The sequence below is a fragment of the Pseudochelatococcus lubricantis genome (assembly GCF_011762225.1).
Taxonomy (GTDB): domain Bacteria; phylum Pseudomonadota; class Alphaproteobacteria; order Rhizobiales; family Beijerinckiaceae; genus Pseudochelatococcus; species Pseudochelatococcus lubricantis.
The window spans coordinates 76,808-101,072 of the sequence record NZ_JAASQI010000010.1; the positions used below are offsets into that span (position 1 = coordinate 76,808).

A 24,265-nucleotide genomic window follows, 5' to 3' on the forward strand; every position below is an offset into this window, starting at 1 on the left:
GGAAAACGCTCCAGCCGGGGAATACGATCCACCGCAATGGTGCAACCGGCGTCCTCCCCGCCGACCTTTTTTGCCTGGGCCGGAACAAATGCTCGGCCTTCCGGTTGAACCAGCAACCGCTCGGGCAGTGGGGAGCCCTTGCGGCGACACGGAGCCTGCCGCAACACGGCACGCTGGATCTCGCATTGGAGGGACTCGAAAATGCAGGTATCAAAAATCATGAGCCGGGATATCCATCTCGTCAATCCGGACGACACGATCGTTCAGGTCGCGAAAATGATGGCTGAGAACGATATCGGCTTTCTGCCGGTCGGGGAAAACGACCGGCTTGTCGGCACGATAACCGATCGGGATATCGTGGTGCGGTACGTCGCCGGCGACAGGAACGGCGACGCCAGGGTGCGCGACGTCATGACCGCTGATGTCAAATACTGTTTTGAGGACGAGGATATCGATGACGTGACCCGCAACATGGGTGACATTCAGGTGCGGCGGCTGCCGGTCGTGAACCGCGACAAGCGCCTGACCGGTGTCGTATCGCTCGCCGACACGGCGCACCAAAATCCGTCCGTTGCCGGCTCCTGCCTCAAGGACATAACCGCGCCGGGCGGCCCGACCTCGCAGACGGGTTGAAAGAACTGATCCACAATGGCAGATGCCGCCGGTTCCCACGGCGGCATCTGTTTGACGTGTGACGAAGAGGAAGCCGGAAAGGATCGCCCGCAATGACGCGCCCTGGGACGGGAGAGACGGGCCCCGGCGGCAGCGGCCTCTCGCGGGAATGATCGTCGACAACGTCGCGGCAGCTGTTCGTAAACGGACTGTCGAGCTTATCGTTTATGCTTGGCCGGCTTGGCCGGCTTGTCCGGCGGGGGTTCCTTCGTCTCGCGCTTGTCCGCAGGCTCCCGCGTAACGGAGGACGGATCGCTGGCCGGGAAACTGTCTTCCAAGCTTTTGTCCAGTATCTTCTCCGTATCCGTCGGCTTGTCAGCTTTCTTTTTCTCGTTCTTTGGCATGATGACACCTTCTTGATTATCTACGGAGCGGGAGAACCGCCGTAGGCCCATATCTCCAGCGCCAGCCACGCAATCGCAGCCAGAGCCAGGCTCGCCAGCAGGATGTAGAAAACCGTTCGTCCGATGCCGCCCGGGCGCGTTTTCGTCGCCGGCACAACCTGCTGCTCTTCATCGGGGCGTGGATGCCGGTCGTCAGGTGAATCCGCCATAGGGGGCTCTCCTGTGGTCGTTACCAAGTCAGTAACGCAGCCCTGGCGAAATTTGTTCCGTGTCTTGCGGCAGGGCCGGATACTCGCCTATGAAGCCGGGGGATAGGCGGCCACCTTCGACACATGGGCGAATCTTTGTCTTTCGGACCTAAATTACGCAGCGTGATGAATAACATTCAGTCTTTATGGCGCTAAAAATCGCTTTCAGGTTAATATCTGTATATAGAATGAAAATGATTTCCCATTTAGAATTATGCTTATGGTGTATAGCGAACGGGACTGATTGGCAGATAGAAAGCCATCGGTCCACAAGTTTTTTGGAAGCATTCCATAAATGCCGCAATCGCGGATAAGCGTTGAATGATGTTGACATCCGTCGTTCATGGATCGCGGTTGAAAATCACATGCATTGCCGCCACGGCTGCATGACAACGGCAAGGAGGCTGTGATGCGCATCGCGTTTTTCGTCAACGCCATCGAAGGGGAAAGCCCCCTCTTCACCACCTCGCTTCTAGCCGCGGCGGCGCTCAGCCGGGATCATGAAGTGATCTATGTGACCCCCGACGATTTCACGCTCCGGCCCGACGGCGCGCTGGTGGTGCATGCCAAGGTCCTTCCGTCCAAGAAATTCAAAAAACCGGAAACGTTTCACGCAGCGTTGCAGGACGAATCCCTCCAGCGACGCACCATCGAGATCGGCGAGATCGACGCGCTTCTGCTGCGCAACGACCCCTCGCTCGATCTCGCGGCGCGGCCGTGGGCGGCGCACGCCGGCATCCTTTTCGGCCGCTTCGCGGCACAGCGCGGCGTTGTCGTCCTGAACGACCCGGAGGCGCTGGCGCTGGCCCAGAACAAGCTCTATTTCGAGAGCTTTCCAGATGTCGTACGCCCGCCTGCCCTGATATCGCGAAACATCGACGAGATTCGCCATTTCGTCGAAAGCCACCCGAAGGGCGCGATCCTGAAACCGCTGCAAGGCTCGGGCAGGAGGAACGTCTTCAAGGTCAATTCCGCCTCGAAAAGCAATCTCAACAAGGTCTTCGAGGCCGTTGGCGTCGACGGATACATCGTCGCCCAGCCCTATCTTCCGGAGGCGAAGGCTGGCGGCATCCGGCTGTTTCTGCTCAACGGGCAGCCGCTGAAGCACGGCGACACCTATGCGGCGTTGCGGCGCATGCCCGCGCGGGGCGATCAGCAGTCGAACATTTGTGCCATAGGCGCCGCCGCACCCGCAAGGATCACGGACGATATCCTCGCGCTGGCCGAGCGCGTGCGCCCGAAACTGGTGGCGGACGGCGTGTTTCTGGTCGGCCTCGATATCGTCGGCGACAAGCTTCTGGAAGTGAACGTCTTCTCGCCGGGCGGCCTGTGGAACATGCGCGAGCTTTACGGCGTGGACTTCAGTAACCCGATCATCCGTGCGGTCGAGAACAAGGTCGCCGCGCAGGCGGTATCGAAAGAAGGCATCGATAACCGGATGCTCGCAACGCTTTGAAGGCCGGCAACTCAGGATTTGTCGACGTGCTCCGGCTTCCCCTCGTGTTTCGTGGAAGCGAGTTCGTGCAGTTCCTTTTCCGTCATCGACTCGTACATCTCTCTCGACGCGCCCTTCAATCCACGTTTCTTCCGGCTGTCACGCTTCGCCGACAGCGCGGCGCCCGCCGCTTTCTGCTGGGCCTTCGATTTCGCGGGCATCTTCATGGCCTCCTCGCGAATTGCTGATCCGATACGAAAAAACAACGGCGCACTTCCCGCGTTGTTCTGATGCGGCAAGCATGAACGCATACGCAGGCGCGGCCGCCCGCCGCGGCCTTTGACGCTTGCTACGCTTCTGAATCCGGATTAGAAAAGATGCATGGAAAATACCTTATTTATCCGGAGGCCACCGGCGCTGCCGGGTGTTCAGTCACAGGCGGGCATTGCTGGCGCCTCTCAGGCGCCGGCGAGCCCGGATTTCTCCGGCAACCTTCTTCCGAGGACTTTTCATGATGATTGCGCAAGGTGAAAAGATGCCGGCGCAGGCGCGGCGGGCGGCGGGCGGGCCGGCGCTTCTGTCCTATGGCTTCCGTCCCTTCTTCCTCTTCGGCGCGCTCTACGGCGGGCTGATCATTCTGGCATGGCTGCCGATACACGACGGGACGCTTGGAACCGCGAGCGCTTTCATGCCCGTCGACTGGCATATTCACGAAACGCTGTTCGGCTATCTCGCGGCCATCGTCACCGGCTTCCTGCTCACGGCCATTCCGAACTGGACGGGACGGCTGCCGGTGCAGGGCGCACCGCTGCTCGGCCTCGTCGTGCTATGGGTTGCCGGGCGTGTCGCCGTCTTCTTCTCGGCCTGGACGGGCTGGCTGGCGGCGGCTGCCATCGATAGCCTGTTCCTCGCGGCAGTCTCGGCCGCTGCCGCCACGGAGATCGTCGCGGGGCGCAACTGGCGCAACCTCAAGGTCGTTATCCCCGTCATGGTGTTCCTGTTCGCCAACATCCTGTTTCACGTCGAGGCGGCGCTTTCAGGCACCAGCGACTACAGCCGCAGGCTGGCGACCGCGGCAGCAATCGTCCTGATCCTCATCATCGGCGGACGTATCATCCCGAGCTTCACCCGCAACTGGCTCGCGCGCGAGAATCCGGGCCGCCTGCCCGTTCCGTTCAACGGGTTCGACAAATTCTCCATCGTCCTCTCGGTTGCGGCGCTCACGCCTTGGACGCTGGCGCCGGAAAGCACGATGGCCGGCCTCCTCCTCATCGCCGCCGCTGGCGTCAACCTCGCACGGCTCGCGCGCTGGGCTGGCGACAGGGCGCGGCGCGACATCCTCGTGCTGATCCTGCATGTCGCCTATCTCTTCGTGCCCGCTGGCCTTCTGCTCGCCGGCCTCGCGGCGCTCGATCCCGCCCATTTTCCGGCGGTCGCGGCGCTCCATGCGCTGGGCGTCGGCGCCATCGGCGTGATGACGCTCGCGGTCATGACGCGCGCGGCGCTCGGCCATACGGGCCGTGAACTTCGGGCCGATACGGCAACCTGTCTGATCTACGCCGCGATCGTGCTCGCGGCGCTGTCTCGCATCGCGGCCGGTTTCCTGCCGGAGCAAACGAGCCTGCTGCACATCTCGGCAACGCTTTGGACCCTCGCGTTTCTTGGCTACTGTGCCCGCTATGGCGGGATGTTGCTGCAGCCGCGCCTGAAGCCACGCGAGCCGAACCGCATGCTAAGGCCCGCCGCATGACGACCGCCGGACAGAGGCTCACCGTTGCTCGGGATGCGGCCGGTGCCTTCATGCTCGATGCAGCGATGCTTGCCGGGCGGTTCGGCTGGTCGCCGGAGGAGTTGCGCGACATGATGCGCCGTGGCCTCGTCTCCAGCCGCGTCGAGCGCGGCGAGGGAGACGACCGCGGCCGCTGGCGGCTTTCCGTCCGCTGCGGCAATCGCCGGTGGCGGGCGATCGTCGAGCCGGACGGCACAGTCGCCCACCAGCGTGTCGATTTCATTCCGCTACGGAAGGCCTCGGCCAGAGAATGAGCGGATTGCGGCGTCACGGAAGCGGATGACGGGAGGGCGAATGTATGACCGATCCAATGACCGATCCTGCGCCAGACCCCTCGTTCGGGCCTGCCCCCGCGTCCGACGCAGCCGTGGAAGCCGTCGCACGGGCCGGTTACGAGCAGTGCCATCCAGACGACAGCTTCGCCGACCTTATCCGCCGCGCGCGCTTCTCAAAGGATGACCGCGGCCTTTTGCGCCAGTGGCGCGACTACGGGCGAGCGCTGCTGTCGCACGGCGACGGCTGCGCCCCACCGGTATCGTCGAGAAGATAATCCGCAAGAACCAGCGCATGATTGTGCGCCGTGTCGTGGGCGGCATAGAGCAGGGTCACCGGCCCGCGCGCAGCAAGATCGCGAAGCGTGCCGACGGCCTCCCCGTTCGCGGCGAGTTCGGCCCGGTAGCGGCGGGCGAACTCGGCCCACCGCACCGGATCATGGCCGAACCAACGGCGCAGCCCGGGGCTTGGCGCTACATCCTTCAGCCAGAGCGTCAGTTCCGCCGCTTCCTTGCGAATGCCGCGAGGCCAGAGGCGGTCGACGAGCACGCGCGCGCCGTCATCCGCCGCCGGCGGCTCGTAGATGCGCTTCAGCCGCATGCCGAAGCCGTCGGCCATCGCATCACCCCCGTCACTGTCCGACCTGGGCAATCGCTGCATCCAGCCGCTCGCGCGCCTTCTTCGGCAGCTTGGCCTCCTTGAGGGCATCAAGGTTGGCCGGCGCGCCGTCGCCAACCACCACCAGCGCCACCATGCCCATCGGCATATGCGGCAGGCACTTGATCAGGTACGCGCCGGGCACCGTGAAGCTCGACGAGATTTCTTCGTTGACCTTGCCCTTGAACGGCTCAGCACCGTCGGGGATGAGGCCCTTCACCGTTTCCGCGCTATGGGTCTTGTCGGTCGGCACGAAAGTCACCTTGTCGCCGGGCGCGACCTTGAGGAACGACGGCTCGAAGACCATCAGTCCGTCCTTGCCCTTGTTGAGCATCTCGATCCTGAAATCCTCGGCCAGCGCCGGCATGGAAAGCAGCGTCAGCGCCGCTACGGTACACACGGCTTTACCCATCACTTTGACCATTTGTCTTTCTCCCCAGGCAGCAGCCTCAAACATCGGGAAGCCGGCGTATCGTATCGCCCTTCCCTGCGTCAGGTCTAGGCAATCCGACGCTGCCGCTCCTTGACCTGTCGCAAATAGATATATTTTAAACGCATCTTAAAAACCGCCCATCCCATGCGTCACAATGTCCGCAGGAAACGAAGGCAGGCGATGAGTTCTGCCGCGAATGCCTGCGCACGGCTGCGCTCCGCCTCGTCCCGCGCTTCTCCGGCAAGTTCCAGATAGCGGTCGAGCAACGCCTCGCACAGGGCGCCAGCGCCGTTCCAGGCCGCATCCGGCAAGAGGGGCTCATGCTTCAGGGAAGGCAGCGATGGATCGAAGGGCGCGCGCGCAAGCTGTGCTGCCCGTTCCCTTGTCTGCCGGGCAAGTGCCTCCAGTTCCCGCCGCCCAGCGTCGTCGCCATCGCAGGTCGCCATCTTTTCCGCCAACAGCGCCGCAAGCCGGCTTTCCATCGCGTCGGGCACTGCCGCACGTCGGTCCGCCCGCCCGCGCAAGGCGTGATAGGACGACCGCCGCCGGCGCCGCAGCCAAGCCACCCGCTCGAGTTCCCTTCCCGCCAGATACTCGGCCGCCTGGCGGACTTCGGCGGAAGACGCCTGCGCCGCAACATAGCTCCAGAAGGCGAAAGCCCGTTCGCAGTTGCGGACCGCGACCGCGAATATCCGGTAAGGGTCGAGCAGTTCCACCGCCGCAGCATCCGTTCCCTCGTCGTCCAGCAGACCTTCGACGGCGAGAAGGCACGCGGCCGCATGCGTCGCCCCGACGAATCGGGACAGGCTGCGCCCGATCTGCTCGCGCTGCTGCCGGGCGAGTTCGTCATAGGCCGAGGCGAGCGCATCCGCGCCCGCACGCCGCATGCGCCCCGCCTGCGCCTCATAACGGGAAGCCGCGTCCTCCGCGATGGAAGAGGCAGTCGCCATCAGTTCGCCCGGCGAACGGACCGACGGCGGCTCGGCCCTCAGCCGCGATGCGGGACGTTTCGATATGGAATGCCGCGACATGGGAGCGCCTCCTGCCCGCCAGCGCCTCTCTGAGATAAAAGGCGGAAATTTTCCCTGCAATTTGTTCTATCTCAAGTTTCGGGAAAAAACATGCATTACATTTACATCTAATTGATCCGGGAGGGGGCGCTGTCTCCCGCTCCGGAAATCGCGACGCCGGCTGCGAGACGTGGAAACAACAATAATGGCCTTGCATTGGTATCCGCGGTTGAGAACCTTCATCGCACGCTGCCTTCTCTGTATGTCTCTCGCGGCAGCATTCATCCTCGCGTCTCAGGCGCACGCCGGGCAGCTCGGCAACTATCTGCCGGCGCTCGATCCCGGCGCCTTCTTCGACGGCGCCGACAGGTTCGGAGATCCGGAAGGCGAACCGCCGATAGCCCCCGTGCTGAAGGGCGGCGAGCGCCTTGGCTACGTCTTTCTCAATGCCGATTTTACCAGCGCCATCGGCTATTCCGGCAAGCCGATCCATATCGTTGCGGGTATCGATACGGGCGGCGTCATCCACGGGCTGAAGCTCGTCCACCACGACGAACCGATCGTGCTGATCGGCATTCCCGAACCGAAGGTCGTCGCCGCACTCAACAGCATCATCGGCAGGGATATGGGCCGCGTCGCCGCCGGTCTGGAGCGGCCGCCGCAGGCCGATATCGTCAGCGGCGCGACCGTGACGGTGCTGGTGATGGGCGACAGCGTGGTGCGCGCTGCCGTGCGCCTCATCCGCAGCAACCGGCTGGGAGAGGCGCCAGCGCCGGCCGGCGCGGTCGTCAGCGCCATCCGCAAGGTCGACGTGTCGAAAACCGGTGTCGCGGACTGGGACACGCTGCTCGGCGACGGCTCCGTGCGCAGCCTGCGTCTGAGCGTGGGCGAGGTATCGCAGGTGTTTCGCGAGGCCGGCCAGCCGGAGGCGGCCGACCGCTCTGAGTCGCCGTCGCCCGACGACCGGTTCATCGATCTCTTCATCGCCCCCGTCAGTGTGCCGATCATCGGGCGCAGCCTGCTGGGCGACGTGGTGTACGAGCGGCTGAAAAGCCAGTTGAAGGAGGGCCGAAGCGCCATCCTCGTCGCCGGCGATGGCGCCTATTCCTTCAAGGGATCGGGCTATGTGCGCGGCGGCATCTTCGACCGGATCGAGCTGCTGCAGGATGGACAGGGCATCCGCTTCCGCGACCGTAACCACACCCGTCTGGCGGCGCTGGCGGCGGAAGGCGCGCCGCATCTGCGCGAAATCGCGCTGTTCACGGTGCCGGCCGATTTCGCCTTCGATGTCGCCGAGCCGTGGGAACTGCAACTCCTCGTGCAACGCAGCACCTCCGCGCGCGGCAAGGCGGTGCTGCCCTTCAATCTCGGCTACAGCCTGCCGGATGCCTACGTCACCGTCGAGGAGCCGCCCGCCCCCCCACCGGCCGTCACGCCGCCGTCGCCGGCCGAAGCGGCGCCCATCGCCGAGGCCACGACCGCCCCCTTCCCGGACGACGAGCCGCTGTGGTTTCGCATCTGGCAGATGAACCGGATCGCCATCGGCGTCACGGTCGCCGCGCTGCTCGTGCTCACCGCCATCTTCTTCTTCCAGGACTGGCTCGTGACGCGCCCCCTGCTTTTTCGCCGGGTGCGGCAGGGCTATCTGCTGTTCACGCTGGTGTGGCTCGGCTGGTATATGAACGCCCAACTATCGGTCGTGAACGTGCTGACTTTCGTCAACGCACTGGTGACCGGCTTCTCGTGGGAATTCTTCCTGTCCGCGCCGCTCGTCTTCATCCTGTGGGGTGCGGTGGCGGCGGCGCTGTTGTTCTGGGGGCGCGGGCCGTTCTGCGGCTGGCTGTGCCCGTTCGGCGCCCTGCAGGAGCTGACCAACGCCGTCGCCAAACGGCTCGGGGTGCCGCAGATCAGCGTGCCTTGGGGCCTGCACGAGCGGTTGTGGCCGCTCAAGTACATCGTGTTCCTCGGCCTGTTCGGCCTGTCGCTCTATTCCGTCGCGCTCGCCGAGATGTTCGCGGAGGTGGAGCCCTTCAAGACGGCGATCGTGCTGAAGTTCGCGCGCGAATGGCCGTTCGTGATCTTCGCCCTCACGGTTCTGGCGGCCGGCCTCGTCATCGAGCGCTTCTATTGCCGCTATCTCTGTCCGCTGGGGGCGGCGCTCGCCATTCCCGGCCGCATCCGCATGTTCGAATGGCTGAAGCGCTGGCCGGAATGCGGCTCGCCCTGCCAGCGCTGCGCCAACGAATGCCCGGTGCAGTCGATCCATCCGGAAGGGCCGATCAACGTCAACGAGTGCATCTACTGCATGCATTGCCAGGAGCTTTACCACGACGATCACCGCTGCCCGCACATGATCCAGCTGCGGCTGAAGCGGGAGAAGCGCGCGGCGCTGGCGGGGTCCCCCGACGCCGCTCCGGCGCCGAAGAAAGCGTCCACCGCCCGGCCTGTGATCACCCATGCGGGCGCGCCGGTCGATCCCTCCGTCGCCATACTGTCCGGCCCGGGAGCGGAGCGGCCGGTTTGAGACGCATCACAAAGGAGAGAAGCCATGTCGCATGAAGAAACGAAGCCGCATATGAGCCGGCGCCAGTTGCTCGGCACCACCGCAGCCGCCGCTGCCGCGGGCGCGGCAAGCGTCGGCGGTGCGTTCACGCTCGCGGGCGGCACCACGACGCCGGCCGTGGCACAGAGTGCACCGCCCGCCGGCCGGAGCGGCGCCGGGCACGTCAATGAAGTCAAGCCCGGCGAACTCGATGAATACTACGTCTTTTTCTCCAGCGGGCAGACCGGCGAAGTGCGCATCATCGGCCTGCCCTCGATGCGCGAGCTGATGCGCATTCCCGTCTTCAACCGCTGCAGCGCCACGGGCTGGGGGCAAACGAACGAAAGCCGGAAAATCCTCACCGAGGGCCTGCTGCCGGAGTCCGTTGCGTTTCTCGCGGACAAGGGCGGCATCTACCTCAACGGCGATCTGCACCACCCGCATCCTTCCTTCACGGAAGGCAGTTATGACGGGCGCTACCTGTTCGCCAACGACAAGGCCAACACCCGCGTCTGCCGCATCCGGCTCGACGTGATGAAATGCGACAAGATCATCCAGCTTCCGAACCAGCACACCGTCCACGGCCTGCGCGTGCAGAAGTATCCGCGGACGGGCTACGTCTTCGCCAACGGCGAGGACCGTGTGCCGATTCCCAACAACGGCAAGATACTGGACAACCACAAGCAGTATCATGCCATTTTCACTGCCATTGACGGCGATACCATGAAAATCGCCTGGCAGGTGATGGTCGACGGCAACCTCGACAACGTGGATGCCGACTATCAGGGCAAGTATGCGTTCGCCACCTGCTACAACTCCGAGGAAGGCGTGACGCTTGAGGAAATGACGGCCAACGAGCAGGACTGGATCGTCATTTTCAACCTCAAGCGCATCGAGGAGGCCGTCGCGAAGGGAGACTTCAAGGAGCTGAACGGCGTCCCGGTCGTCGACGGCCGCAAGGGATCGCCCTACACGCGCTATGTGCCGGTGTCCAACAGCCCGCACGGCATCAACACCGCGCCGGACGGCATCCATGTGGTCGCCAACGGCAAGCTGTCGCCGACCGTGACCGTGTTCGATGTACGCAAGTTCGACGATCTGTTCGACGACAGGATCAAGCCGCGCGACACCGTGGTCGCGGAGCCGGAACTCGGCCTCGGCCCGTTGCACACCGCCTACGACGGACGCGGCAATGCCTATACCACCCTGTTCATCGACAGCCAGATCTGCAAGTGGAACATCGAGGACGCCAGGCGCGCCTTTGCCGGCGAGAAGGTCGATCCGGTCCGTCAGAAGCTCGATGTGCAATACCAGCCGGGCCACAATCACACCTCCATGGGGCAGACCAAGGACGCGGACGGCAAGTGGCTGCTGTCGCTCAACAAGTTCTCGAAGGACCGTTATCTCAACGTCGGGCCGCTGAAGCCGGAGAACGACCAGCTTATCGATATCTCCGGTGACGAGATGGTGCTGGTGCACGACGGCCCCTCCTTCGCCGAACCGCACGACGCGACCATCGTTCACCATTCCAAGATCAACCCCGTCAGCGTCTGGGACCGCGCCGACCCGTTCTTCGCCGATGCGGTGAAGCAGGCGGAGGCGGACGGTATCGACCTGCTGCAGGATTCCGAGGTGATCCGCGACGGCAACAGGGTGCGTGTCTACATGACGTCCTCCGCGCCGTCCTTCGGGCTCACGGAGTTCACTGTCAAGGAAGGCGACGAGGTGACGGTCTATGTCACCAACATCGACGAGGTGGAGGACCTGACCCACGGCTTCGCCATCATCAACTATGGCGTCAACATGGAAGTCGCGCCGCAAGCCACCGCCTCCGTCAGCTTCACGGCCTCCAAGCCAGGGGTCTGGTGGTATTACTGTTCGTGGTTCTGTCACGCGATGCATATGGAAATGAAGGGCCGCATGCTGGTGGAGCCGAAGGTGGTATGATGCGCAGGTTGCGTCACCTGATATCCGGAATGGCGGCGATTGCCGCCCTTCCCTGCGCGGTCTCCGCTGCGGCGATCCATGTCGGCGCGGACGACGCGCGTCCCTTGCAGGCCGTCGTCGATGCCGCCGCGCCGGGCGACCTGATCGTGCTCGCGGCGGGAAGCCATGCTGGTCCCGTCACCGTCGACAAGGCGCTGACGCTCGAAGGCGCGCACGGTGCGACGATTACGGGTACGGGACGCGGCAGCGTCATCACCGTGACGGCACCGGGCGTGACCGTGCGCGGCCTGACAGTGACGGGTTCGGGAACGGAACTGTCTGCCATGGATTCGGGCATCTTCGTCGCCCGCACCGCGACCGCCGCGCTGATCGAGAACAACGAGATCGTTGGCAACCTGTGCGGCGTCTATCTGCACGGCGCGGCGGAGTCCGTCGTGCGCGCCAACCGGATCGTCGGCCTGAAGGAGGGGCGCCTGAGCGAGGCGGGCAACGGCGTCACCCTGTGGAACGCGCCGGGCGCGAAAGTGCTCGGCAACGACATCAGCTACGGCCGCGACGGCATCGGCAGCAACTCCAGCAAGCGCAACGTGTTCAGCGGCAACCGCTTCCGCAACCTGCGCTTTGCCGTACACTACATGTATACCAACGACAGCGAAATCCGCGACAACGTCTCCACCGGCAACTCGGTGGGCTTCGCGATCATGTTTTCGAGCAGGCTGAAGGTGCTCGGCAACGTTTCCGATGGCGACCGCGATCACGGCCTGCTGCTGAACTACGCCAACGCCTCCGAAGTCGCCGGGAACACCGTGCGCGGCCGCCTGCAGCCCCCTGACCGCTGGGTGCTCGCCGGCACACGCGACGCCGGGCACGGCATGCCGCAGGACGAGCCGGCCGCCGCGCCGGGCAGCGGGTGGCGTCTCGGGCCGGAGAAGTGCGTGTTCATCTATAACGCCAACCGCAATCGCCTCCGCGACAACCTGTTCGAGAACTGCGCCATCGGCATTCACTTCACCGCCGGTTCCGAAGGCAACAGCATCTTCGACAATGCGTTCGTCAACAACCGCAATCAGGTGAAATACGTCGGCGGCCGCTATCTCGACTGGTCGTACCGCGGGCGCGGCAACTACTGGAGCGACAATCCGGCTTTCGATCTCGACGGAGACGGCATCGCGGACAACACCTACCGGCCCAACGATCTCATCGACAGGGTGCTGTGGACGTCGCCGCAGGCGAAGATCCTGACGACGAGCCCCGCCGTTCAGGTCATCCGCTGGGCACAGGCCCAGTTTCCGGCGCTGCTGCCCGGCGGCGTGGTGGACAGCCGTCCGCTGATGGCACCGCTGCAACGCGACGAACGGCAGCGGGGGGAGCAACGGCCATGACCGCAACCGTCACCCTGGCCGAGGCCTGCAAGCAATACGGGCGCGTGAACGCGGTGCAGGACGTCTCGCTGACGCTCCATGCGGGCGAGACCGTCGCGCTCGTCGGCCATAACGGCGCGGGCAAGACCACGCTGATCAAGCTGATGCTCGGCCTCATCCGCCCCACCGCGGGCGCGGTGCGCGTGCTCGGCGGCGATCCCGCGCGCGGCAGTGCCTCCGCGAGGCGCAGGCTGGGCTATCTGCCCGAAAGCGTGTCGTTTCACCTGGCGCTGACCGGCCGCGAGACCCTCGCCTTCTACGCGCGCCTCAAGCGGGTGGGGCCTAAGCAGGCCGATGCCCTGTTCGAGCGCGTCGGCCTGGCGCCGGCGGCGGTGGACAGGCCGGTGCACACCTATTCCAAGGGCATGCGCCAGCGCCTCGGCCTCGCGCAGGCGCTGCTCGGCGAGCCGCGCGTTCTTTTCCTGGACGAGCCGACGAGCGGCCTCGATCCGGCGCTGCGCCGTCATTTCTATGACCTCATCGAGGAGCTGCGCGCCGGTGGCGCGACCGTACTCCTGTCCTCGCACGCGCTGAGCGAACTCGAAGGGCGGACGGATCGCATCGTCGTCCTCGACAGCGGCACCAGGGTCGCGGACGGCACGCTGGACGACCTGCGGCGCGAGGCGCGCCTGCCCGTCCGCGTGCAGGTGCGCTTCACGGATGGCAAGGGCCAGGCGCACAGATCGTTCGCCGGGCGCGACTGGACGCGGACGGGCGCCGGCTCCTACGAGACGCGGGTCGACGCCGGCGACAAGATCGCCCTGCTGCAAGCGGTGACGCAGGCGCCCGACGCCATCGCCGACCTCGCCATCGCCGAGCCGACACTCGACGATCTCTACGTGCATTTTCTGGGACGGGCGGAGGCCGGGCGATGACAAATCTCATCATCATCGCGCGCAAGGAAATTCAGGAGGGCCTGCGCAACCGCTGGGTGCTGGCCATGACGTTGCTGCTGGCGGCGCTGGCGCTCACGCTGTCGTTTCTGGGCAGCGCACCGACGGGCAATGTCGGCGTCGGCCGGCTCGATGTCGTGATCGTCAGCCTGTCCAGCCTGACGATCTTCCTCATCCCGCTCATCGCGCTGCTGATCTCGCACGATGCCATCGTCGGAGAAAGCGAGCGTGGCACGCTGCTGTTGCTGCTGAGCTACCCGGTGAGCCGGCCGCAGGTGATCTTCGGGAAATTTCTCGGCCATATCGCCATTCTCGCCTTCGCGACGCTGACGGGATACGGCGTGGCGGCGGCGGTGCTGGTAGCGACGGGTGCCGTGATCGGCGCGGAAAGCTGGTCGTCCTATCTTGTCATGATCGGCTCGTCGGTGTTGCTCGGCGCCGTGTTCATCGCCATCGGCTATCTCGTCAGCACACTGGTGAGCGAGCGCGGCACGGCGGCGGGCATCGCCATCGGCATCTGGCTCGCGCTGGTGCTGATCTACGACATGACGTTGCTCGGCATCCTCGTGGCGATGCAGGGGCAGGCGCTGCCGGCCGGGCTGCTCGACCTGCTGCTCGTGCTCAACCCCACCGATGTCTACCGCCTGCTGAACCTGTCGTCGGGCGGCGCCTCGGCCCTGTCGGGCATGGGCGGTGTCGCCGCCAACAGCGCGCTCGACGCGCGAACCCTCGTGCTGGCGCTCGTGCTCTGGACCGTGGGGCCGCTGGTGCTGGCGACGCTGGCCTTTTCCCGGCGGGAGCGATGAAGGAGGCCATGATGAAACACCTCTCCGCCGCTCTGGCCCTTGCCGGCCTGCTCCTGATGACGGGATGCCAGCAGGAGGAGACAGCCGCGCCGCCACCGCCCTTCGCGCTCACGGCGGATGCGATGGGCCGCTACTGCGGCATGAACGTGCTGGAGCATCCCGGACCCAAGGGGCAGATCATCCTGCGCCACCTCATCGAGCCGATATGGTTCTCGTCGGCGCGCGACACGCTTGCCTTCACCATGTTGCCGGAGGAGCCGCGCGACATCGCGGCCATTTACGTGTCGGACATGGGCACCGCGCCGACCTGGGAAACGCCGGGCGCGACGAACTGGATCGACGCCCGCAAGGCCCATTTCGTCATCGGCAGCGCCGTGCGCGGCGGCATGGGTGCGCGGGAGGCGGTGCCGTTCGCCGACCTCGCGCAGGCAAGGGCATTCATCGAGCGCAACGGCGGGCGGGTCGTCGGCTTCGACTCCATTCCGCCGGACTACGTGCTGGGGGCGGACGCGGACGCCGGGGAAGATCCGGCCCCCGCCCCTTCCCGGGATCACGATACGGGCGCAGGAGGCAATCATGGATGAACGGTTGCATCGCAGGGGCATGACGCGGCGGCGGGCGATCACGGTCATCGCGGCTTTCGCCGGGTTGCCGCTTCCGGCAGTGGCGGCACGGCCAGACCTCTTCGCGAACACCGGCGCCGCCATCACTTTCACGGATGGCATCGTTACCTGGCACGGGCAGGCGCTCGGCGCGCCGGCGCAACTCATCCTGCATCACGAAGACGAGGACACGGCGCGCCGGCTGGTCGGGCGGATCGTCGCGGAAGCCGCGCGGCTCGAAGCGATCTTCAGCCTCTACCGCGACGCCTCGGCGCTGTCGGAGCTGAACCGGACGGGCGTTCTCGCCGCGCCGCCCGGGGAACTCGTCGCGCTGTTGCGACAGTGCCGGGATTTCCACGCCGTGAGCGGCGGCGCGTTCGACCCGACTGTCCAGCCACTGTGGCGCCTTTACAGCCGGCATTTCGCGATGATGCGGAGCGACCCGGGCGGCCCCTCCGCCGCCGCGCTCGCGGCGGCACGCACGCTCGTGGGCTTCGAGATGGTGCGTTTCAACCGCGACCGGGTGGCTTTCGCCCGGCCCGGCGTGGCCATGACCCTCAACGGCATCGCGCAGGGCTTCGTCACCGACAGGGCGGTCGACATGATGAAGCAGGCGGGCATGACCTCCAGCCTCGTCGACATGGGCGAAATCCGCGCCGTCGGGTCCCGCGCCGATGGCGCGCCATGGCGGGTCGGCCTCGCCCGCACCGGCGACACCGCTCCCGACAAGATCATCGAACTCACCGAGGCGGCCGTCGCCACGTCGAGCGCCGCCGGCTTCCACTTCGACACGTCAGGGCGCTTCAGCCATCTGCTCGATCCGCGCAGCGGCGCGGCGGCGGCGCGCTATGCGCGCATGTCCGTCATCGCGCCGGACGCCACCACGGCGGACGCGCTGTCGACGGCCTTCAGCCTGATGGAGCCGGATGCGGTGCGCGCCATCACCGCAACGCGGCCCGGCATCGCGGCCGATTTCGTGCTCTCCTCCTGAGGCCCGGCCGTTCAGCACCGTGAGGGGTCTTCCGTCGCGGTGCCGACGGTCGGCGCCCGCATCATCGGCAGGAAGGCGTGCAGCCACAAGGCGAATGCCGCCGCCCACAGCAGCGCGCCGAGCGCGTAATGCGGCCCCATGAGGAAGGTCGCGAAGCCGAGTTCCGGCAAGGTGCGGACGAGGGCCGCCGCCGCCATGGCCACCACCGCGGCGTGGGCCTGCCACGGCAGCACCAGATCATGCCCGGTGTGGCGCAGCCCGGCGATCACGAACACCGCCATGATCGCCATGCCCAGCGCGCCGAGCGTCAGCAGATGCACGCCCGTGGCGGGGGCGAGCGTCATGCCGGCGATGCCGATGTCCAATCCGCCGAGCCCGACGACGAAGAAGCCGATGCCGGCGAACAGGTTGGCGAGCGCCAGCGCCAGTACCTGCGTTCTGAACAGGGCGCGGCCGATGAACCATTCGGTCAGCCTGTCCATGAATGTCGCCCCAGCCGCGAGTGCGAGGAAGGCGGGCGCGAGGGAACCGGGAAAGGCGAGCGCCGCCGCGCCATAGAGCGCCACCATGCCGGCGGCGAGATTCTGGCGGCCGGGATGCGGGCGGTAGGGCGTCGTCCCGCCGCTCGGGTCCAGCGCCAGATTGATGACGACCACGCCGATGCGCGCCACCGACAGCGTGAAGAACGCCATGAAGATGCACACCGCCGCCATCAGCAGCCGGTGTGAAAGCTCGTAGTCCTCCACGAACCACGCCACCCGGATGCCGATCTCCGTCAGCGCGAAGAGCGCCACCCACAGCACGAACGAGCCATGCCGGGCGCTGCGACGCAGCAGGAGCGGCTTCAGCACATACCACCCCAGCACGGCGAGGAACGCGGCGTCGCTTGCTCCCGCGAGCGGCGAGAGCACATCGGCGCCGACAAGACCGGCGAGCCTGCCCGGCAGCCACAGGGCGAGCAGGAGGAGAAGCGCCCCACCCCTGCGCGGCGGCGTATCGGTCCATTCCGGCATGGCGGATGTCAGAAATCCGGCCAGCGCCATGCCGTAGGTGCCGTAGATCATCTCGTGCGCGTGCCACTGGCTCGGCGGGATCGCGGCCGCGAACGGCAGGTCGAGCCCGTAGAGGATGACCCAGAGCACCGGCCAGAGCGCACCATGCGCCGCCGCCACCGGAAAGAACAGCCGCAGCCCTTCGGTGAGCACCGGCGGCACGAACGCGGGCGCGGAGGCCGGCGCGGCATGGCGATGCGTGTTCATGCCCGCCCCCGGCGGTCGGCGTCGAACAGCTCGGCGAAGACGGGATCGGCCGACCAACCCTCGACAATGTCGAAGACGGTCCGGTTGTCGCGCCTGCCCGGCTCCCCGGCGATGGCGCGCTGATCGACGATACGGCCGTCGACGCCGGAGAGCACGATCAGCCGGTGCGCCACCCTCACCGCCTCGGCGAGATCGTGGGTGACGAACAGCGCCGAAAAACGCGCCCGCCGCGCTGCCGCGATCACCAGATCCTGCAACGCGCGCCGAAGGCCGACATCGACCGCCGTGAACGGCTCGTCGAAGAACATCACATCCGGCTCCACGGCGAGGGCTCGCGCAACCGCCGCGCGCTGGCGCATGCCGCCCGAAAGCTCAACCGGATATTTGTCGAGATCGTCGCGGTCGAGCCCCACATCGAGCGCCCGCGCCTCGGCGACCGCGCCGCGCTCGGCCCTGCCGCGGCCAGCGACCTTCAGCCCGTAGGCGATGTTGTCGCGCGCCGTCAGCCACGGCAGCAGGCGCGGCTCCTGAAACACGACGGCGTGCCGGCGGTAGTGCCGGCGCACCCGCCCGCGCAGCGGCTCGACAAGGCCGGCGGCAATCTGGAGAATCGTGGTCTTGCCGCAGCCGGACGGCCCGGCGAGCGCCACCACCTCCCCCTCGCCCAGCACGAGGTCGAAATCCTCGAATACCGTGCGCCCGAGCCACGCATGGCCAACCTTGTCGAGCGCCAGCTTCATTGCCTTTTGCTCCGTCATCGCTTGACGCCCCATGGCAAGCCGGCGCTGCGCCAGCGCTCCGTCATCTCGCGCAGCGGGTTCAGCATGCCGTATTCGGTGATCAGCGCGAAGGCGACGACGAGCAATATCCACGCCGTCACCAGCGGGATGTCGAACAGGGCCCGCGCCGTCGCGAGCTGCCCGCCTATGCCGCCGGTGTTCGACAGCAGTTCGGCCATGACGGTCACCTTCCATGCATTCCCGGCCGTCGTGGTCCACGCCGGAAACAGGTAGGACAGGAGATGCGGCAGGGTGACGGTGCGAAAGCGCGTCGGCAGCGAGGCGCCGAACGAGCGCGCCATGGCGTCGAGCGCCCGGTCGCGCGTGGCGGCCCCCTCCAGCGCGCCCGCGAAGGAGATCGGGAACGAGGCCAGCACCACGGTGAGCACGGCGGAACCGCCGCCCGATCCGAACCAGATGAGCGCCAGCACGATCCACGCGATCGGCGGCACGCCGAGGATCACGGTCACGATGGGGCGCATGATGCGCATGGCGGCGAACGAATAGCCCGCCACGGACCCCGCGAGCGTACCGAGGCCGGCGGCGAGCAAAAAGCCGCCGAGCGAGCGCCATGCCGTCTCGGACGCCGCCTGCGCCAGTTCCGGCCCCTCGAACAGGCCGAAGAGCACGGTCACCGTCTCCAGCGGCGCGGGAAGGATGAAGGAGCCGTAAAACTCGTGTCCCGCCTGCCAACCCGCAGCGAGGCAGAACAGCCCGGCAAGCCCCACCCATCCGGCCCAGACGTAGCGCCCCAGCCACACGGTGGCGGCAACGCACGCGCGTGCGCCCGCGCGAAGCCACGCCGGCATGGCGCGGCGCGCTTCCCCGACGCGCGGCCCCTCAAAGGGCGAAGAAACCGTCATCGGGCTGCTTTCCGCCAATGATGCGCGGGTCTGCCTCGGCCAGCGCATCGAACAGGGCCGCGAGGTCCGCCCTCGCCGCGCTGGCGCGGCGCACCACGAGACTGCTGAACGGAATCGCCCGCTCGATCACCGGCGCGGGCAGTTCCAGCGCCGGCGCGGCGACGGCGGCGGCGGTGGCCGGGTCCTTCAGCACGCTGCCGAGCGCGCCTTCGAGCGCCGTCTGCAGGGCGGCGATACCTCCGCCGCCGATATCGGCGGCGAGCTTGTCGGTGATCGCGAGGCCCGCCTGCGGAATGGCCTGCCTGCCCGTGATCTTCCGCCACACCTCCTGCGCGTCGATGGCGCGCTCCAGCGTCCTGCCGGCCGTTGCCGCCCTCAGGATGGCGGCGCTGGCCAGCGGTTCGGTCAGGAAGGCTGCGTCGGCGCGGCCCGTCAGCAGCAGCTGGACGGCCTCCGCCGGCGTCCCGGAATAGTCGACATCTATGTCGGATGCGGCCAGGCCAGCGGAGGCGAGCATGCGGCGGAAGATGAAATCCGGCATGTCATTGCGGAACGGCACCGCGACCTTGCGGCCCCGGAGGCCGGCTATGTCTTTCACCGTGCCGGAAGGAGCGACGACGAAGAGCAGGCCGTCGGTGAGCACGTTGAGCAGCCGCACGCCAAGCCCACGGTTGTATAGGTTCGATGCGACATAGGTCGGCACCACCACCGCCCGGAACGTTCCGGCGCTGATACCGGCACGCATCTCGTCGGGCGTCTTCCACACCTTGAAGGTAACGTCGGGCGCGACCTCCTTCAGCGCACCGCTGGCGACGGCCTGCGCCAGCACGATCGAGGGCGCTGCGGGTGGCCCCCACAGCACGAGCGGTTCGGCGGCGCGCGCACGCGCGGCCAGGCTGGCGAATGCCAGACCCGCGATGAACGAACGGCGGTCAACCATGATTGTCTCTCCCTTCGCGCCCCCGGCGCGCTGAACTTCATCGCGCGCACGGCGCGCGAACGGGCATGCCATCAGAATGTTGCCTTGACCCCGGCGAAGAACCCGCGCCCGTCGCCGGGCAGGAACGCCGCCTGATCGGCGGTCGCCTGATCCACGATGAGCGTGGAGGAGGCGTAGGTTTCGTCGAAAATGTTGGTGATCTCGCCGAACACCGTGAACGTGTCGTTGATGCGATATTCGGTGCGCACATCCACCACCGCCCAGGCGTCGGCGTAGAGCGTGTTCATGTTGTCGACCGGCGCCTTTTCCGGCGACCAGCGCACCGCGCCCTGCAGCGACCATTTGTCGGTCGCCTGGAACTGCAGCGCCGCCGTCACGAAATGGCGTGGCGCGCCAGCCAGCCGGTTGTCGCCGCGTACGGGATCGCCGTCGAAGCGGAAGTCCTGATAGGTATAGGCGATGCGGCCCGACCAGCGCTCCCAGAGCTTCGCGCCGAGACCCAGTTCGACGCCGAAATGCGTCGTCCTGTCGGCATTGACCGCGCCGAGCGATGCTCCGGTGGCATCGCGCAGGCTGAGCAGCTCGTCCCTCACCCAGGAATAGTACGTCACGGCGTCCCACGAGAAATCGCCGTAGCGCCCGCGCCAGCCAGCCTCGACGGTGGTCGCGGTCTGCGCATCGAGATCGGGTGTGGCGAAGGCCGCCGCGGCGAGGCGCGGGTTCGCCGGGTTCGGCCGACCGGGGCTGCTGTTGGGCGTGCCGTTGACGGTCGCGAGCAGATCGTCATGGGTCGGCGGCTCGAAGCTGCGGCTGACGGCGGCGAAGACGGTCTGATTCTCGTCCGGCCGCCAGGTCACGCCGAGGCTCGGGCTCCAGCCGTCATAGGAGCGGTCGTAACTCGTGTTCTGCGTCGGCACCGCGCCGTTGGGCAACAGGATGGAGGGGCGCGCCGGGTTGAAGGCCGTCGTCGGACGAGTCGGCAGCGCCCAACGGTCCTTGTTCTCGCGCGTCGCGTGCGCGTAGGAGATCGCCGGGGAGAAGGTGAACTTCTCCCAAAGTGGAATGTTCAGCCCGGCGAACAGCGACAGCGTCGAGGCGTCGAGGTCGCTCCGCCCGAACGGCTGTCCCTGCTGGCCGCCGATGTTGAGATAATTGCCGCGCTCCGCGGAGCCGACCGTGTACTGCGCCGTCGCCTCGAACAGCGGCAGGGGGCTGTCCGCGTCCGGCTTGTAGGCATAGCGCCCGAGCAGGGTGAAGTCACCGCCCTTCGTCGTGCGCACGCCCGAGGAAATGGGGAAGCGGAACATGTCGTCCGTATAGGTATAGCCGAAGGCGCCGTCGAGGATGTGCGCGCCGAAGGTCGCCGTGGTGCGCGAGCCGATGAGGAATTGCGTCGCCTCGCGGCGCGGCCGGTCGCGGTGCACGTTGGGGCCGGGATAGATCGCGCCCGATGGCGTGACCACGGGGCCGCCCCAGTTCTGGGACGGGCGCGCCTTCAGCGCATCCCACGGCAGCGGCCCGGCGACGTCGAAGGCGAGATCGCGGTAGCCGGCGAAGACGCGCGTCGTTACGGTGTCGGACCATGCGAAGCCGACATTGCCGCCGACGCTCAGCCGCCGCGAGCCGTTGTAGTCGCGGAAGCCGTCGCGGGTGGTGAAGTCGGCCTGCAGCAAGCCGTCATAGGCCTCGCCGCCGAAACCGGCCTGGCCTGCCACATTCGCCTGCCCGAAGCTGCCACCACTCACCGACAGGCGCGCGCCGGGCGCATCCGACCCCTTGGGCGAAATGAAGTTGAGCGCACCGCCCAGCACAGTCGCGCCGAGCCTGTTGGCGGTATAGCCCCGGAAGACTTCAATGGCGTCCGCCTGCTGCGGATCGGCAAAGCCGACGATATAGGAGCCGTCCGCGCGGTTGAGCGGCAGGCCGTCCTGCAGCACGAGGATGCCGCGCTCGACCGGGTTCTGCTGCAGGCCGGAACCGCGAATCTGGATGCGCGGCTGGTCGTTGCCTCCGAAGAAGCTCTGCACGATGACGCCCGGCACGCTTTCCAGCGCATGCGCCACAGTCGGGTTTCCGGTAGGTGCGATTGCGTCGCGCGGCACCAGCGCGACGCCGCCGGCGATGGCGTTAAGCCGCTGCTGCAACGCGGCCGAATCCTCCCCGGTGCGGGTGGCTTCCACGACGATGGGCTCCAGTTCGAGCACCGTGCCGGGCGCGGCCGATTGCGCCAGCGCCCACTGGCTCGTGGTGGACAAGAGCAGCGTCGTGACGACAGGTGCCGATTTCCAGATAATTCCCATGCTTTCCCTCGCATCGCACGCCGAATACACGTCGTGTATTGGAGTTATTCTAAAGATATATTTCAAATTCATCTTTTATGACGAGAGGCCACATTCACCTTGGTGTGTCATTGATCCAGCGCAAGGAGTTTGGGTGGTGGAAAATCCGGAGGTCCGCCGCCCGCCACGCCTCACGCGAAACGGCCGCGCGGCAAATTGCCCCAATCCGATGAGCAGAGAATCAATATATAGTGCTTATTAAGATTTACGGCTCTACATGTAGACAAACGGCTGGAGCCTCCGGCCGTGACACGCGATAGCGGAGGATCCGGATGCAAGCTGCTCACCATTGCTCCCGTTCAGCCCTGCCCGGGAGCGGCGTGACCGTCGACGCCGTCTCGACCATCGACGAATATCTCGAACGGACCGACTGGCGGGTCAACGCGAACGCCAACCAGGGCTATTCGCTCGGCGGCCTGATCCTCAACACCTCCGGCAAGATGGTGGCCAATTACTGGCTGTCGCACGTCTATCCCGACCGCATCGGAGACGCGCACCGCGACGGCGACCTGCATATCCACGATCTCGACATGCTGGCGGGCTACTGCGCCGGCTGGTCCCTGCGCACGCTGCTCGCGGAGGGGCTGAACGGTGTGCCGGACAAGGTGGAGGCCGGCCCGCCCCGGCACATGTCGAGTGCCGTCGGACAGATCGTCAACTTCCTCGGCACGCTCCAGAACGAATGGGCCGGCGCGCAGGCCTTCAGCTCCTTCGACACCTACATGGCGCCCTACGTGCGCATCGACCGGCTCGGCTACGGTCAGGTGCGCCAGCATATGCAGGAGCTGATCTACAACCTGAACGTCCCCTCGCGCTGGGGCACGCAGACGCCGTTCACCAACCTGACTTTCGACTGGACATGCCCCGAGGACCTGCGCGGCGAGGTGCCGGTGATCGGCGGCCAGGAAGCCGGCTTCACCTACGGCGAGCTGCAAGCCGAGATGGACATGATCAACCGTGCGTATATGGAGGTCATGGCGGCGGGCGACCACAGGGGCCGGGTCTTCACCTTCCCCATTCCTACCTACAACATCACGCCGGATTTTCCGTGGGAGAGCGAGAATGCCCGACGCCTCTTCGCCCTCACGGCGAAATACGGGCTGCCCTATTTCCAGAACTTCATCAATTCGGACATGAAGCCGAACATGGTGCGCTCCATGTGCTGCCGGCTGCAGCTCGATCTCGGCGAACTGCTCAAGCGTGGCAATGGCCTGTTCGGCAGCGCGGAGCAGACCGGCTCCCTCGGCGTCGTCACCATCAACTGCGCCCGGCTCGGCTATCTCCACAAGGGCGACGAGGAGGCGCTTTTCGGGCGGCTCGACGCGCTGCTGGCCATCGGCCGCGACAGCCTCGAAATCAAGCGCCGCGTCGTGCAGCGGCTCATCGATGACGGCCTGCTGCCCTATACACGGCGTTATCTCGGCACGCTGCGGAACCATTTCTCGACGCTCGGCGTCAACGGCATCAACGAGATGATCCGCAATTTCACCGGCGATGCACACGACATCACCACCGATCATGGCCACGCCTTTGCCCTGCGCGTGCTCGATCACACGCGGGCTAGGATCGTCGGCTTCCAGGAGGAGACCGGCCATCTCTACAATCTGGAAGCGAGCCCCGCGGAAGGCGCGACCTATCGCTTCGCCAGGGAGGACCGCAAGCGCTATGCGGATATCCTGCAAGCCGGCACCCGGCACGAGCCCTATTACACCAACTCCAGCCAGTTGCCGGTCGGCTTCACCGACGATCCGTTCGAGGCGCTGATGCGGCAGGATGCCCTGCAGTGCAGGTACACCGGCGGCACGGTGCTCCATCTCTACATGGGAACGCGGCTTTCCTCGGCGGAGGCCTGCGGCACGCTGGTCCGCCGCGCACTGGAGAACTTCCGCCTGCCCTACATCACCGTCACCCCCACGTTCTCGATCTGCCCGAAGCACGGATACATCGCGGGCGAGCACGAGTTCTGCCCGAAGTGCGACGCGGAACTTCTGGAACGGCGGCATGCATCCGCCTGAACGAAAG

23 protein-coding genes are annotated in these 24,265 nt (G+C 66.3%); 12 read left to right on the forward strand and 11 right to left on the reverse strand.

What is annotated here, in order from left to right; translation table 11 throughout:
* Positions 1 to 201 precede the first annotated feature (201 nt).
* Complete coding sequence (locus tag FHS82_RS17825; protein ID WP_166955401.1) at positions 202 to 633, forward strand: CBS domain-containing protein; 432 nt, start codon at positions 202 to 204, stop codon at positions 631 to 633.
* A gap of 197 nt (positions 634 to 830) precedes the next feature.
* Here the strand turns inward: FHS82_RS17825 and FHS82_RS17830 are convergent, their stop codons facing one another.
* A complete protein-coding gene (locus FHS82_RS17830) occupies positions 831 to 1,016 on the reverse strand; it encodes a hypothetical protein (protein WP_166955403.1) in 186 nt (61 codons plus the stop codon).
* Between the two features lie 20 nt (positions 1,017 to 1,036).
* Positions 1,037 to 1,225, reverse strand: a complete 189-nt coding sequence (locus tag FHS82_RS17835) for a hypothetical protein (RefSeq protein WP_166955405.1) — start codon at positions 1,223 to 1,225, stop codon at positions 1,037 to 1,039.
* A 448-nt stretch (positions 1,226 to 1,673) separates the two neighbouring features.
* On the opposite strand from FHS82_RS17835, the gene FHS82_RS17840 reads away from it, so the two are divergent.
* Positions 1,674 to 2,720 (forward strand): glutathione synthetase, encoded by a 1,047-nt coding sequence (locus FHS82_RS17840; protein WP_166955407.1) that lies wholly within the window; start codon positions 1,674 to 1,676, stop codon positions 2,718 to 2,720.
* An 11-nt stretch (positions 2,721 to 2,731) separates the two neighbouring features.
* Here FHS82_RS17840 and FHS82_RS17845 read toward each other — a convergent pair whose 3' ends face one another.
* Positions 2,732 to 2,920 (reverse strand): DUF3008 family protein, encoded by a 189-nt coding sequence (locus FHS82_RS17845; protein WP_166955409.1) that lies wholly within the window; start codon positions 2,918 to 2,920, stop codon positions 2,732 to 2,734.
* 290 nt (positions 2,921 to 3,210) lie between these two features.
* Here FHS82_RS17845 and FHS82_RS17850 point away from each other — a divergent pair, with 290 nt between their 5' ends.
* On the forward strand, positions 3,211 to 4,449 hold the full coding sequence (locus tag FHS82_RS17850; RefSeq protein WP_246225419.1) for an NnrS family protein: 1,239 nt from the start codon (positions 3,211 to 3,213) through the stop codon (positions 4,447 to 4,449).
* The gene (locus FHS82_RS17855; RefSeq protein WP_166955411.1) at positions 4,446 to 4,742 is read left to right on the forward strand and encodes a DUF6522 family protein; all 297 of its coding nucleotides are present in this window, start codon (positions 4,446 to 4,448) and stop codon (positions 4,740 to 4,742) included. Before FHS82_RS17850 ends, FHS82_RS17855 begins: the two co-directional genes overlap by 4 nt.
* A 232-nt stretch (positions 4,743 to 4,974) precedes the next feature.
* On the opposite strand, the gene FHS82_RS17860 is transcribed toward FHS82_RS17855, so the two are convergent.
* The 3 genes from FHS82_RS17860 to FHS82_RS17870 all read right to left on the reverse strand — a co-directional run bounded on the left by FHS82_RS17860 (position 4,975) and on the right by FHS82_RS17870 (position 6,882).
* Positions 4,975 to 5,379 carry a DUF488 domain-containing protein gene (locus FHS82_RS17860; RefSeq protein WP_208394318.1) on the reverse strand — a complete coding sequence of 135 codons (405 nt, stop codon included), beginning with the start codon at positions 5,377 to 5,379 and terminating at the stop codon, positions 4,975 to 4,977.
* 13 nt (positions 5,380 to 5,392) lie between these two features.
* Positions 5,393 to 5,785, reverse strand: a complete 393-nt coding sequence (locus FHS82_RS17865) for a pseudoazurin (protein WP_377700051.1) — start codon at positions 5,783 to 5,785, stop codon at positions 5,393 to 5,395.
* A gap of 215 nt (positions 5,786 to 6,000) precedes the next feature.
* Positions 6,001 to 6,882, reverse strand: a complete 882-nt coding sequence (locus tag FHS82_RS17870; RefSeq protein WP_166955413.1) for a ferritin family protein — start codon at positions 6,880 to 6,882, stop codon at positions 6,001 to 6,003.
* Positions 6,883 to 7,123: 241 nt separating this feature from the next.
* Between FHS82_RS17870 and FHS82_RS17875 the strand changes: the two genes are divergently transcribed.
* Genes FHS82_RS17875 through FHS82_RS17905 form a run of 7 tightly spaced genes read left to right on the forward strand, consistent with a single transcriptional unit; the run spans position 7,124 to position 16,063 of the window.
* On the forward strand, positions 7,124 to 9,385 hold the full coding sequence (locus FHS82_RS17875; RefSeq protein ID WP_246225420.1) for a NosR/NirI family protein: 2,262 nt from the start codon (positions 7,124 to 7,126) through the stop codon (positions 9,383 to 9,385).
* Positions 9,386 to 9,409: 24 nt separating this feature from the next.
* On the forward strand, positions 9,410 to 11,350 hold the full coding sequence (gene nosZ, locus FHS82_RS17880; RefSeq protein ID WP_166955417.1) for a TAT-dependent nitrous-oxide reductase: 1,941 nt from the start codon (positions 9,410 to 9,412) through the stop codon (positions 11,348 to 11,350).
* Between the two features lie 29 nt (positions 11,351 to 11,379).
* Complete coding sequence (locus FHS82_RS17885; protein ID WP_246225421.1) at positions 11,380 to 12,732, forward strand: nitrous oxide reductase family maturation protein NosD; 1,353 nt, start codon at positions 11,380 to 11,382, stop codon at positions 12,730 to 12,732.
* Positions 12,729 to 13,646 carry an ABC transporter ATP-binding protein gene (locus FHS82_RS17890; protein WP_166955421.1) on the forward strand — a complete coding sequence of 306 codons (918 nt, stop codon included), beginning with the start codon at positions 12,729 to 12,731 and terminating at the stop codon, positions 13,644 to 13,646. Before FHS82_RS17885 ends, FHS82_RS17890 begins: the two co-directional genes overlap by 4 nt.
* Positions 13,643 to 14,470 carry an ABC transporter permease gene (locus FHS82_RS17895; RefSeq protein WP_166955423.1) on the forward strand — a complete coding sequence of 276 codons (828 nt, stop codon included), beginning with the start codon at positions 13,643 to 13,645 and terminating at the stop codon, positions 14,468 to 14,470. The genes FHS82_RS17890 and FHS82_RS17895 overlap by 4 nt, the downstream gene beginning before the upstream one ends.
* An 11-nt stretch (positions 14,471 to 14,481) precedes the next feature.
* Positions 14,482 to 15,054, forward strand: coding sequence for a nitrous oxide reductase accessory protein NosL (locus tag FHS82_RS17900; protein ID WP_166955425.1), 573 nt, complete (start codon positions 14,482 to 14,484; stop codon positions 15,052 to 15,054).
* Positions 15,047 to 16,063, forward strand: a complete 1,017-nt coding sequence (locus tag FHS82_RS17905) for an FAD:protein FMN transferase (RefSeq protein WP_166955427.1) — start codon at positions 15,047 to 15,049, stop codon at positions 16,061 to 16,063. The genes FHS82_RS17900 and FHS82_RS17905 overlap by 8 nt, the downstream gene beginning before the upstream one ends.
* Positions 16,064 to 16,074: 11 nt before the next feature.
* On the opposite strand, the gene FHS82_RS17910 is transcribed toward FHS82_RS17905, so the two are convergent.
* From FHS82_RS17910 to FHS82_RS17930, 5 genes are all read right to left on the reverse strand, one after another.
* Positions 16,075 to 17,322: an NnrS family protein gene (locus FHS82_RS17910; RefSeq protein WP_166955429.1), complete on the reverse strand. Its 1,248-nt coding sequence runs from the start codon at positions 17,320 to 17,322 to the stop codon at positions 16,075 to 16,077.
* On the reverse strand, positions 17,319 to 18,080 hold the full coding sequence (locus FHS82_RS17915) for an ABC transporter ATP-binding protein (protein WP_166955431.1): 762 nt from the start codon (positions 18,078 to 18,080) through the stop codon (positions 17,319 to 17,321). The genes FHS82_RS17910 and FHS82_RS17915 overlap by 4 nt, the downstream gene beginning before the upstream one ends.
* Positions 18,077 to 18,964: an ABC transporter permease gene (locus tag FHS82_RS17920; RefSeq protein WP_246225422.1), complete on the reverse strand. Its 888-nt coding sequence runs from the start codon at positions 18,962 to 18,964 to the stop codon at positions 18,077 to 18,079. The genes FHS82_RS17915 and FHS82_RS17920 overlap by 4 nt, the downstream gene beginning before the upstream one ends.
* Complete coding sequence (locus FHS82_RS17925) at positions 18,942 to 19,904, reverse strand: ABC transporter substrate-binding protein (protein ID WP_166955433.1); 963 nt, start codon at positions 19,902 to 19,904, stop codon at positions 18,942 to 18,944. The genes FHS82_RS17920 and FHS82_RS17925 overlap by 23 nt, the downstream gene beginning before the upstream one ends.
* 71 nt (positions 19,905 to 19,975) lie before the next feature.
* Positions 19,976 to 22,204 (reverse strand): TonB-dependent receptor family protein, encoded by a 2,229-nt coding sequence (locus tag FHS82_RS17930; RefSeq protein WP_166955437.1) that lies wholly within the window; start codon positions 22,202 to 22,204, stop codon positions 19,976 to 19,978.
* A 359-nt stretch (positions 22,205 to 22,563) separates the two neighbouring features.
* On the opposite strand from FHS82_RS17930, the gene FHS82_RS17935 reads away from it, so the two are divergent.
* The gene (locus FHS82_RS17935; protein WP_343042616.1) at positions 22,564 to 24,258 is read left to right on the forward strand and encodes a ribonucleoside triphosphate reductase; all 1,695 of its coding nucleotides are present in this window, start codon (positions 22,564 to 22,566) and stop codon (positions 24,256 to 24,258) included.
* The last annotated feature ends 7 nt before the right edge of the window (positions 24,259 to 24,265 follow it).